The sequence below is a fragment of the Phyllobacterium sp. CCNWLW183 genome (genome assembly GCF_037203775.1).
GTDB lineage: Bacteria > Pseudomonadota > Alphaproteobacteria > Rhizobiales > Rhizobiaceae > Phyllobacterium > Phyllobacterium ifriqiyense.
In genome coordinates this window covers 395,196-406,056 of the sequence record NZ_JBBCBN010000004.1, presented here as the reverse complement: position 1 = coordinate 406,056, position 10,861 = coordinate 395,196, and the positions used below count along the sequence as shown (strand labels likewise).

Here is a 10,861-nt window from a genome sequence, read left to right as displayed (position 1 = left end):
GCGCGCGGGCAATCGCTTCACCGATACCACCTGTTGCGCCCGTAATGAGAGCCTTGCGGCCAGTAAGGTCAAACATTGCGCGTTCCTCTATTCCAGTGTTTATCAAGCATTCAGGGCGGCTACAGCCGCTTCAATATCTTCCGGCGTCCCAACTGCTACACCGGAAATGTCTTTATTGATACGGCGCGCAAGCCCTGTAAGCACTTTGCCTGCGCCAATCTCATAGAGCGTCGATACCCCATTGGCACCAAACCACTCAACAGTTTCGCGCCAGCGAACCCGTCCGGTCACCTGCTCAACTAGCAAGGCTGCAATTTCATCGGCAGAACTAACCGGCGCCGCTTTGACATTGGCAATAAGCGGCACGATGGGATCATTCTTGGCAACGGCTGCAAGAGCATCCCTCATCGCATCTGCGGCAGGCGCCATGAGAGCTGAATGAAAAGGAGCGGAAACAGGCAACATGATCGCACGCTTTGCACCCTTGGCAGAAGCCAGCGCAGCGGCCGCCTCGACCGGAGCTTTTGCACCCGAGATAACCAGTTGTCCGCCGCCATTATCATTGGCGATCTGAACCGATCCTTGCGCCGAGGCCTCGGCGCACACGGATTCGACGTCCGCATACTCAAGACCGATAATGGCAGCCATAGCGCCCTGACCCGCTGGAACTGCTTTTTGCATGGCGTTGCCGCGAATACGCAAAAGCCGCGCGGTATCGGCCAAGGAGAACGTACCAGCCGCGCAAAGCGCAGAATATTCACCCAGCGAGTGGCCAGCTACAAAGGAAACCTTGTCCTTAAGCGAGATGCCCTGGGATTCCAGCACGCGGATCACCGCAATCGATACGGCCATCAAAGCCGGCTGCGCATTGGCAGTAAGCGTCAATGTCTCTTCAGGCCCTTCCCATATGATGGAGGACAGCTTTTCACCCAAAGCCTCGTCCACCTCATCAAAGACGGCCTTGGCTTGTGCAAAATTGTCGGCAAGCGCCTTGCCCATGCCGACGGACTGACTCCCCTGTCCGGGAAAGGTGAATGCTATGGACATAGAAATGCCTCCAAATGAAACCGGGCTCAATGTGCCGCGCGGTGTGCCTATCAGCAAGCGCGAAGTCAAGCTCTCTCATGGGCCTTTGAAAAAACTGACTTGCATATCACACCACTGCAATGCACGATGTTGCCAATATCGCAGGGTTCAATCCCACCTTACATATTATAACGCAATACATTTTCAGCTAACCATTTCAACCTCAGACGCCCCAATGCTACTCCGGAATTCAGCAAGCTTTTTCGGCTGTAGACGGTTGGTTCGGTTGCCAATTTTTTGAAGCCAATGTCCATCACCAGATCAATAAAGAAGATCGAATATTACTCCAGAAACATTATCAGAGACCTGTTGCCTCAGCATTTATTCCGCAGGCAGCTGAATGTTCTATGTGAAGATTTCCAGATATGCGAACGGGATCATCTCAGATCCCGCCTGAATTATTACAACAAGATTGGAGAACGATCACCGCGCATTGAAGCAAGCTCCAAAATCTCCAATTTACCGAGAAACCAGAGCATGTACTATTACGACCTGAAGGAACATGCCCGGTACTTCCCTGCTGAGTTGGAAATAGCACATATTTTCGGCGATGTGACTTCCGTTCCTCACGTACCGTCCATTGTGAAAAGCCGCCCGATCCACGGAGACAATAAAGAATCGGTTTTACTGAAGCTCAACAAGCTTCGCCATTTTCAAAAATTGGATGTTCCCGTAACCTTCGCCGAAAAACAGCCATTAGCAGTATGGCGAGGTGGCAACAATAACGAAAAACGCTCTTCCTTGGTTAAACGTTATTTCGACCATCCACTGTGTGATGTTGGAATGGCGAGTCATGATGCCTCCTCCCCCTGGGGCAAGCCATTCATGTCGGCGGTGGAGCAGATAAGGCGATTCCGCTACATAATTTCGGTGGAAGGGCATGATGTGGCGACAAACCTGCAATGGATAATGGCGTCCCAATCACTATGCATGATGCCAGACCCTGTCTACGAAACCTGGTTTATGGAAGGGTGCCTGATACCAGGACATCATTATGTGCAATTGCGCCCTGATTTTGCGGATCTGGAAGATAAGATTTGCTATTATAACAAGCATGCCGACGAAGCAGTTGCCATTATCCGAAATGCCAATGCCCATGTCAGCCAATTCGATGACCAGACACAAGAAAAATTGTTATCACTCCTTGTGCTCTACAAATATTTCGCAATGAGTGGGTCATTGGAGCCAACTCCAAAGATCGCGACCCTATGGGACTAATTTTCCCAAGCCGGGCTTGAACCCAAACCATTAAAATTGGCGAACGGGTTGCTTCTTTCACGTTTTGCCCGTATAGAGCGCCCGTTCATTGCTCGGCGTCAACTGGGGGCTGAACGGAGGGCCGGATTTCAATCCGTCGGAGCGAAAAGCTTCAGCCTCCCGTGTCTCCTCTCTCGATCGTCTCCATACGCGTCCTTTCTTCGCCGTTCACCGGCCTGAGAGATTCGCAGAGGTTCATCCGTTGATCCGGGCAATACTAACGAAGAAAGGCAAAGACAAATGGCTCTTTATGAACATGTGTTCCTTGCTCGACAGGACATTTCGCAGCAGCAGGTCGATGCGCTTGTAGAACAATACAAGGGCATCATCGAGACCAATGGCGGCACAGTCGGGCGTATCGAAAGCTGGGGGCTCCGTGCTCTCACATATCGTATTAACAAGAACCGCAAGGCGTATTACTCGCTGCTCAACATCACTGCTCCTGCAGCGGCTGTTGCAGAGCTCGAGCGTCAGCAGCGCATCAACGAAGACGTCCTGCGTTTCATGACGATCCGCGTTGACGAACACGAGGAAGGCCAGTCGGCCATGCTCGCTCGCCGTGACGATCGCCGTGATCGCGATGACAACAAGTTCGGTGGCCGTGATGACGACCGTCCGCGTCGCCCACGCCGTCCACGTGACGAAGCCGGTGAAGGAGCAGAATAATGGTTGACATCAATCAGATCCCGACCCGCCGTCCGTTCCATCGCCGCCGCAAGACCTGCCCGTTCTCGGGTGCGAATGCGCCGAAGATCGACTACAAGGACGTAAAGCTTCTGTCGCGCTACATTTCCGAGCGTGGCAAGATCGTTCCTTCGCGTATCACAGCTGTGAGCCAGAAGAAGCAGCGCGAACTCGCTCAGGCGATCAAGCGCGCACGTTTCCTTGGCCTTCTGCCATACGTCGTGAAGTAATATTGATTAAGGCGGCGATCTGATCGCCGCCTTACTCTACCGTTTAGTACACCAGTCGCGATGGGCGCGGAGTTGGTGAAAAATAAAACCCAAGTTGAGGCATCGGTTTAAAAACCACCTCTAACTGCTTATGCAAGCAGGACAGCGAGCGAAATGTTACCTACAGCAAAAGATTTTGGCGTTGGAGTATTAGCGGGGCTTGCAGCCGCGCTGCTCTCGATTGGCGTTATCGCGCAGTCCACCCTTGCCATGACATTGCTGCTGTTCTCCCCCCTCCCCATTTTTGTCGCTGCTCTCGGCTGGGGCACTGCCACCGGCTTTATCGCAGCGCTATCCATGGCGGTGATCGTATCGGTGCTGGCTGCCCCTACGGCAGCACTCGTCCTCGTTCTGATTATCGCGCTTCCGGCGGCCGCTGCAGCCTATTTTACAGGACTTGCGCGCCCTGCCTCCGAAGTTGGCGGTCCCAGCGACGCATATGTCTGGTATCCGCTGGCAGATACACTCCTGCGGCTTACGCTGATTGTAGCGGCGGCATTCATCGCAATTGGCATGTTGATTGGCTATGGCGACGAGTTTGCCCAGGCTTTGATCAAATCCTTGGGGCAGCAACTTGTAGCGACCAACCCCCAACTCGCACCCAATGCGGAAGTTGCGCAGGGACTGGCCGAATTTGTTGTGCGCGCGCTTCCCGCAATTCAGCCTGCAGTATGGGTCATCCTCATCGTCGGCAATCTCTATATTGCTCTGCGGTTGACAGCAGCATCGGGCAAGCTTCGCCGCCCGAAAGATGATTGGCCACGGGCATTACGCATGCCGCGCCCTGGCCTTTTTGTGTTTGCGATTGCATGCGCCGCGTGTTTTCTGCCAGGCGGCATCGGATATGCGGCAACAGCAATTGCCGGGGCACTTGGTGCCGGATTCCTGATGGCGGGCTTTGCAATCATGCATGCCAGGACGCGCGGTGCAACTTGGCGGCCGGTCGCTTTGTGGCTGGCTTACCTTGCCGTCATCATTTTCACATTCACACTTTTCTTCTTTCTTGTAGCCGGATTGTTCGACACATCGCGCAGCGCACCGGTTTCGAAGGCAGGAAATAATACCCCACCCAGCAATGATAATTGAAGACACTAAACTATAAGGAAAAACTCAAATGGACGTCATTCTACTAGAACGCATTGGCCGCCTCGGCCAGATGGGCGATACAGTCAAGGTCAAGGACGGCTTTGCCCGTAACTTCCTTCTGCCACAGGGCAAGGCTCTTCGTGCAAACGAAGCCAACAAGAAGAAGTTCGAAGGCCAGCGCGCACAGCTTGAAGCGCGCAACCTCGAGCGCAAGACAGAAGCTCAGGCAATTGCTGACAAGCTTGATGGCAAGTCATTCATTGCTGTTCGCTCCGCTGGTGAGACCGGCCAGCTATACGGTTCAGTTTCGACCCGTGACATTGCTGACCTGATCACAGCTGAAGGCTTCTCAATCAACCGCAACCAGGTTGAATTGAACACACCGATCAAGACAATCGGCCTGCACAAGATTGTTCTGTCGCTGCACCCTGAAGTTGAAGCAACAGTAACCATCAATATTGCTCGTACAGCTGATGAAGCTGAGCGTCAGGTTAAGGGCGAAGACCTTACTTCTGCCGAAGCAATTTACGGCATTGAAGAAGCTCCGCTTTCGGACGAATTCTTTGATGAAGACGAAGACGGCGAAGAAAACGCCTGATTTAAAGAAGATACAAAGCACTCGAAAGAGTTGTTTTCATTTGGTAAAAGTACCCGGTAGCAATGCCGGGTACTTTTTTGCTTTTCAGATTGAAAAAATCAATTAAATTTACTGAGTCCACCCACGCCCGACCAAGACTCCCTTTGAGTCGCCTTATGGCCGAGCTCTATCGTCTAAGATGGAGATTGTTCATGAATGCACTTCTACGCGCCGCCCTTACGCGCATGATTCACACTGGTACTTTGAAAATAACCGATTCCGGCGGAAAAACCCGCATGTTTGGCGACGGGACCGGCGAGGAATATCACTTCCGCATCAATACTGCCGCGGCAGAACGCAGGATCGCGTTCGACCCATCCTTGCACTTTGCAGAAGCCTATATGAACAGCGAGATTGATGTTCTGCAGGGCGACATCTACGATATTTTGAAACTTATCTTCGAAAATACCGGAGCTACGGCAGCCAAGGAACCCTGGATGCTTGCGCTTGAGGGCATACGGCGCGCTACCCGGCGTTTACACCAGATGAACAATCTGACCCGTGCATCAAGCAATGTGCAACGTCACTACGATCTGTCGGAGGATTTGTATCGGCTCTTTCTCGATACCGACATGCAATATTCCTGCGCTTACTTCGAAAGGCCAGATGCGACCCTCGAAGAGGCTCAGCTTGCAAAAAAACGTCACATAGCTGCAAAACTGCTTATCGAAAAAGGTCATAAGACCCTCGATATCGGCTGCGGCTGGGGTGGCATGGGACTGTATCTGGCAAGGCACCTCGAGGCCAATGTCACAGGCGTCACCCTCTCGCAAGAACAGCACGGCATTGCTAATAAGCGTGCTTTTGATGAAGGACTGTCATCACAGGCTCAATTCAACCTGCAAGACTATCGTACAATCGATGACAGTTTCGACCGGATTGTTTCGGTCGGCATGTTCGAGCATGTAGGCATTGGTCATTTCTCCGAATATTTTCAGCACACAGCGCGTCTGCTCAAGAAGGATGGCGTCTTCCTGTTGCATTCGATCGGGCGTTCAGACGGGCCGTCCTACACCAATGCCTTCATTCAGAAATATATCTTCCCGGGAGGTTATATCCCTGCCCTTTCGGAAGTCATTCCACATATCGAAAAAGCCGGCTTGGTCATTACTGATATCGAAATTCTACGTCTGCACTATGCTGATACATTGCGCATCTGGCGCGAACGTTTCATGGCAAATCGCGATAAGGCAAAAGCGATCTATGATGAACGGTTTTGCCGGATGTGGGAGTTTTATCTGGCGGCATCAGAATCAGCATTCCGCTGGCAGAACCTGATGGTGTTCCAGATTCAATTGGCTCATCGACAGGAAGCCGTGCCGTTCACACGCAACTATATCGAACAGGAAGAGAAGCGACTAAAGCGCCTTGAGTGTGAACGCAGCTCGGCCAATAGCCAAGTGAACGCAAAGGAATCGATTGCCGGGCGGTGATTGGACCTTAGTGCGATGGTACTTTAACGCATACTTCTCCGTCATCCTCGGGCTTGACCCGAGGATCTGCTATTTCTCCCATTGCCAATGAGATTGGGTCCTCGGGTCAAGCCCGAGGATGACGGAGAGGTAAGCGCTATTGCATCGCCTTTTCCGCCCGACTCACGTTATGATTGTGGATGCAAGTCAAGCAAAGTTTCTCACACTCGCATTTGTGTGGATGGCATTGTGGATAAATGCCGATATCGGGAAATAGGAGCAAATCTGTCACTCCACAGCTCGTGTCATTAAGCCATAGTGTTGGCGAACAGGAAAATACAAAATGGCAGAAGCTACGGTACGCAAGATCAACGAAGCGCAGGGCACGCTCTATCGCGAGGCCCCCAACAATATTGAGGCCGAACAGGCTTTGCTTGGCGCAATTCTGGTCAATAATGATGCGTTCTATCGTGTTTCCGACTTCCTGAAGCCCACGCATTTCAATGAGCCTCTGCACCGGAAAATCTTCGAAGTCGCATCCGACATGATTCGGATGGGCAAGATGGCCAATCCCGTGACGCTTAAAACATTCATGCCCGCCGACGCGAAGATCGGCGACATGACCGTCATGCAATATCTGGCACGTCTTGCAGCGGAAGCTGTGACCGTCATCAATGCCGAAGACTATGGCCGCGCGATTTATGATCTGGCGACACGCCGGGCGCTGATCACCATTGGCGAAGATATGGTGAATATCGCCTATGACGCGCCGGTCGATGTAGCGCCGCAAGGCCAGATCGAGGATGCGGAACGACGCCTGTTCGAACTGGCTGAAACCGGGCGCTATGATGGTGGCTTCCAGACATTTACCGATGCGGTCAAGAATGCTGTGGATATGGCCAACGCTGCATTCATGCGCGACGGACATCTTTCCGGCGTATCAACGGGTATCCGTGCGCTCGATGCGCGTATGGGTGGATTGCAGCCTTCAGATTTGATCGTTCTTGCAGGACGTCCTGGTATGGGCAAAACCTCGCTTGCGACCAATATCGCCTTCAACATCGCCGCAGCCTACGAGCCTGAACAATTGGCCGATGGCAGTTTTAAAGCTAAGAATGGCGGCGTTGTCGGCTTTTTCTCGCTGGAAATGTCGTCTGAACAGCTGGCAACGCGTATCATTTCCGAGCAATCGGAAATCAGCTCTTCAAAAATCCGCCGCGGTGAAATCAGTGAAGCTGATTTTGAAAAGCTCGTTGCCTGTTCGCAGCATATGCAGCGTGTGCCACTCTATATCGATCAGACGGGTGGTATATCCATTGCTCAATTGGCGGCTCGTGCACGCCGCTTGAAGCGCCAGCGTGGCCTCGACGTGATTGTGATCGACTATATTCAGCTGATGCAGGGATCATCCAAGCGCGCATCGGAAAACCGCGTGCAGGAAATTACCGAGATTACCACTGGCCTGAAAGCTCTGGGCAAGGAGTTGAATACACCGATCATTGCTCTCTCGCAGCTCTCGCGTCAGGTGGAAAGCCGCGAAGACAAACATCCGCAGCTTTCTGACTTGCGCGAATCCGGTTCGATCGAGCAGGACGCCGACGTTGTATTGTTTGTGTATCGCGACGAATATTACATCAAGAACAAAGAACCTAAGCCCGGAACCGAAGAGCACTTCAAATGGCAGGCTGAGTTGAACGAAGCAATCGGCAAGGCAGAAGTCATCGTGGCCAAGCAGCGTCATGGCCCGACAGGAACAGTACGGCTCGCTTTCCAGGCGGAGTTTACCCGCTTTACCGATCTTGCCGAGGATTCGCATCTTCCTGAACGTTTCGAGTAAGGATGACTGCTAAAATGCAACATATTGCTACGACGGGCGCTGATCCACGGCTCGCTGGCGGACGTTTAACCATTGATCTTGATGCCTTGGTTGCAAACTGGCTTCTGCTTGCCGAGAGGTCCAAGCCTGCCCGTACGGCGGCTGTGGTCAAGGCTGACGCCTATGGCCTTGGTATTATCCATGTCGTTCCGGTTTTATGGAAAGCTGGATGCCGCACATTTTTTGTGGCTCTGGCCGAGGAAGGATTGCGTGTAAAGGCTGTCGCGCCTGATGCGCAAGTTTTTGTGCTTAACGGCTTCTTCGCTGAGGCTTTTCCGGTCTACGAACAATCCAACCTCACTCCAGTGCTTGGGTCGTTGCAGGAACTTGCAAGCTGGAAGGCACTCAATGCCGGTCGCACCGAAAAACTGCCCTATGCTCTGCATGTCGATACGGGGATGAACCGCCTCGGCCTCACCGTTAACGAAGCCATCCGTTTTGCCGGTGAATCCAAAGATGACAAGCCGATCCTGCTGATTACCCATCTGGCAACGGCAGATGAACAAAAACATGAGCTTAGCCAACGGCAATTTGAATCATTTCAAAAGCTTCGCGAACATTTCTCTGGAATTGAATCAAGCATCGCCAATTCACCCGGCATCTTTCATAGTTTGAACGCTGGCTATGAGTTGAGCCGTCCCGGCGTCGCCATGTATGGCGGCGAGCCTGTTTCGGGCATTGCCAACCCAATGCGGCCGGTGGTCACGTCAGAAGCACGGATAGTTCAGATTCGCACAGGCCTTAAAGGCGAGACGGCGGGCTACGGCGCTACAGCGAGACTGACCCGTGATACGCGTATTGCGATCTGCTCTGTTGGCTACGCAGATGGCTATTTGCGCTCGGCGTCGGGCAGCGGCGTCCCCCTGCGGCAAACGCTCAATAATGGTGGTTGTGGTTTCATTGCAGGCAAGAAAGTTCCAATCATCGGGCGCGTGACAATGGATCTAACCTCGTTCGATATTTCCGAACTGGACGAAGGCGAGGCCAAGGCCGGTGACTATATCGAACTGTTTGGCAGCAATATTTCGCTTGATGATGCTGCGCGCGCTGCAGGCACAATCGGATATGAGTTGCTTACCAGCCTTGGAAACCGCTATCACCGCCGCTACCTTTACAGCGGAAATGAGATTTAATGGCCAAGGCTAGAATTCAATTCATCTGCCAGAATTGCGGTGCCGTTCACACACGCTGGGCCGGCAAGTGCGATGCATGCGGCGAATGGAATACACTTGTCGAAGAAGGCACATCTGGCGGCATAGGCAGCGGACCCGGCAAGCTTTCTAGCCGCAAGGGCCGTGCCGTTGCGCTGACCACCTTATCGGGTGAAATCGAAGACGCCCCACGCATCCAGTCGGGAATTGGCGAGCTTGATCGTGTGACGGGCGGCGGCTTCGTACGCGGGTCGGCCATTCTGATCGGCGGCGATCCGGGTATCGGCAAATCGACCTTGCTGACACAGGCCGCCGCTGCCTTATCGCGTCAGGGACACCGCGTTATATACGTATCAGGCGAAGAAGCAGTAGCACAGATACGTCTGCGTGCGCAGCGGCTGGACGCCGCCGATACAGATGTGCTGCTGGCGGCAGAAACCAATGTTGAAGATATACTTGCGACCATCTCCGAGGCGAAACGCCCGGATCTGATCATTATCGATTCGATCCAGACGCTTTGGACAGATGCCGCTGATTCTGCACCCGGCACAGTGACCCAGGTTCGCGCCGGAGCACAGGCCATGATTCGCTATGCCAAGCAAACAGGTGCAGCCGTTGTTCTCGTCGGACATGTGACCAAAGAGGGCCAAATTGCAGGACCGCGTGTCATCGAGCATATGGTCGATGCCGTGCTTTATTTTGAAGGTGAAGGTGGCCACCATTACCGTATTCTTCGCACCGTCAAAAACCGGTTTGGGCCGACTGATGAAATCGGCGTGTTTGAAATGTCGGATAAGGGCTTGCGTCAGGTCGCCAATCCCTCCGAGCTGTTTCTTGGCGAAAGGAACGATAAAGCGCCGGGCGCCGCTGTTTTTGCCGGTATGGAGGGAACGCGGCCTATCCTCGTTGAAATTCAGGCTTTGGTCGCTCCCTCAACGCTCGGCACGCCGCGCCGCGCCGTTGTTGGTTGGGATGGAAACCGCCTTTCGATGATTCTCGCCGTGCTTGAAGCCCATTGCGGCGTTCGGTTTGGACAGCATGATGTGTATCTGAATGTGGCTGGTGGATACCGGATAACCGAGCCCGCCGCTGATATTGCTGTTGCATCTGCACTGGTTTCCTCAATTGCTGGTATTGCCCTTCCCGCCGATTGCGTCTATTTCGGCGAAGTCAGTCTATCTGGTGCTGTTCGCCCTGTGGCGCATGCAGTGCAAAGACTGAAAGAAGCAGACAAGCTTGGGTTCAAGCAGGCTGTTCTTCCCAAGGGAAGCAACGATGTCGCAAAGAACGGCAATGCTCGTCTGACCGAGACCGCATCACTGCCGGACCTTGTGGCCCGGATAGCAGCATCCGGACCGGGCAAGAGACAACGCGAAGACTGATCAAATGGTTGGTTTTGATAT

Annotated in this window: 10 protein-coding genes and 1 pseudogene; 9 read left to right on the top strand and 2 right to left on the bottom strand. The window is 53.2% G+C overall.

Annotated features, from left to right (window positions below):
- Both V9K95_RS12505 and fabD read right to left on the bottom strand, forming a co-directional pair.
- A pseudogene (locus V9K95_RS12505) lies at window positions 1–76 on the bottom strand (beta-ketoacyl-ACP reductase); the annotation flags it as partial.
- A gap of 26 nt (window positions 77–102) precedes the next feature.
- Entirely contained in the window at window positions 103–1,047 is a 945-nt protein-coding gene (gene fabD, locus V9K95_RS12500; protein ID WP_336441005.1) for an ACP S-malonyltransferase, read from the bottom strand.
- A gap of 516 nt (window positions 1,048–1,563) precedes the next feature.
- On the opposite strand from fabD, the gene V9K95_RS12495 reads away from it, so the two are divergent.
- The 9 genes from V9K95_RS12495 (at window position 1,564) to radA (ending at window position 10,840) form a co-directional block, all read left to right on the top strand.
- Entirely contained in the window at window positions 1,564–2,304 is a 741-nt protein-coding gene (locus V9K95_RS12495; protein WP_336441004.1) for a glycosyl transferase family 90, read from the top strand.
- Window positions 2,305–2,583: 279 nt separating this feature from the next.
- On the top strand, window positions 2,584–3,009 hold the full coding sequence (gene rpsF / locus V9K95_RS12490; protein WP_106664746.1) for a 30S ribosomal protein S6: 426 nt from the start codon (window positions 2,584–2,586) through the stop codon (window positions 3,007–3,009).
- Window positions 3,009–3,257 (top strand): 30S ribosomal protein S18, encoded by a 249-nt coding sequence (rpsR, locus tag V9K95_RS12485; protein ID WP_008128538.1) that lies wholly within the window; start codon window positions 3,009–3,011, stop codon window positions 3,255–3,257. The genes rpsF and rpsR overlap by 1 nt, the downstream gene beginning before the upstream one ends.
- A 153-nt stretch (window positions 3,258–3,410) precedes the next feature.
- Window positions 3,411–4,382, top strand: a complete 972-nt coding sequence (locus V9K95_RS12480) for a DUF2232 domain-containing protein (protein ID WP_115051797.1) — start codon at window positions 3,411–3,413, stop codon at window positions 4,380–4,382.
- Window positions 4,383–4,410: 28 nt separating this feature from the next.
- Window positions 4,411–4,980 (top strand): 50S ribosomal protein L9, encoded by a 570-nt coding sequence (gene rplI, locus V9K95_RS12475; RefSeq protein WP_115051798.1) that lies wholly within the window; start codon window positions 4,411–4,413, stop codon window positions 4,978–4,980.
- 191 nt (window positions 4,981–5,171) lie between these two features.
- On the top strand, window positions 5,172–6,452 hold the full coding sequence (locus tag V9K95_RS12470; protein ID WP_115051799.1) for an SAM-dependent methyltransferase: 1,281 nt from the start codon (window positions 5,172–5,174) through the stop codon (window positions 6,450–6,452).
- A 322-nt stretch (window positions 6,453–6,774) separates the two neighbouring features.
- Window positions 6,775–8,268 (top strand): replicative DNA helicase, encoded by a 1,494-nt coding sequence (locus tag V9K95_RS12465; RefSeq protein WP_115051800.1) that lies wholly within the window; start codon window positions 6,775–6,777, stop codon window positions 8,266–8,268.
- A 14-nt stretch (window positions 8,269–8,282) separates the two neighbouring features.
- The gene (gene alr, locus V9K95_RS12460; RefSeq protein WP_307283961.1) at window positions 8,283–9,440 is read left to right on the top strand and encodes an alanine racemase; all 1,158 of its coding nucleotides are present in this window, start codon (window positions 8,283–8,285) and stop codon (window positions 9,438–9,440) included.
- Complete coding sequence (gene radA, locus V9K95_RS12455) at window positions 9,440–10,840, top strand: DNA repair protein RadA (protein ID WP_307283959.1); 1,401 nt, start codon at window positions 9,440–9,442, stop codon at window positions 10,838–10,840. Before alr ends, radA begins: the two co-directional genes overlap by 1 nt.
- Window positions 10,841–10,861 lie beyond the last annotated feature (21 nt).

Bases quoted from the DNA above. Each gene is read 5' to 3' on its own strand.
- radA (WP_307283959.1), top strand. From the start codon at position 9,440: ATGGCCAAGGCTAGAATTCAATTCATCTGCCAGAATTGCGGTGCCGTT.
- alr (WP_307283961.1), top strand. From the start codon at position 8,283: ATGCAACATATTGCTACGACGGGCGCTGATCCACGGCTCGCTGGCGGA.
- fabD (WP_336441005.1), bottom strand. From the start codon at position 1,047: ATGTCCATAGCATTCACCTTTCCCGGACAGGGGAGTCAGTCCGTCGGC.
- rplI (WP_115051798.1), top strand. From the start codon at position 4,411: ATGGACGTCATTCTACTAGAACGCATTGGCCGCCTCGGCCAGATGGGC.
- rpsF (WP_106664746.1), top strand. From the start codon at position 2,584: ATGGCTCTTTATGAACATGTGTTCCTTGCTCGACAGGACATTTCGCAG.
- V9K95_RS12465 (WP_115051800.1), top strand. From the start codon at position 6,775: ATGGCAGAAGCTACGGTACGCAAGATCAACGAAGCGCAGGGCACGCTC.
- V9K95_RS12480 (WP_115051797.1), top strand. From the start codon at position 3,411: ATGTTACCTACAGCAAAAGATTTTGGCGTTGGAGTATTAGCGGGGCTT.
- V9K95_RS12495 (WP_336441004.1), top strand. From the start codon at position 1,564: ATGTACTATTACGACCTGAAGGAACATGCCCGGTACTTCCCTGCTGAG.
- rpsR (WP_008128538.1), top strand. From the start codon at position 3,009: ATGGTTGACATCAATCAGATCCCGACCCGCCGTCCGTTCCATCGCCGC.
- V9K95_RS12470 (WP_115051799.1), top strand. From the start codon at position 5,172: ATGAATGCACTTCTACGCGCCGCCCTTACGCGCATGATTCACACTGGT.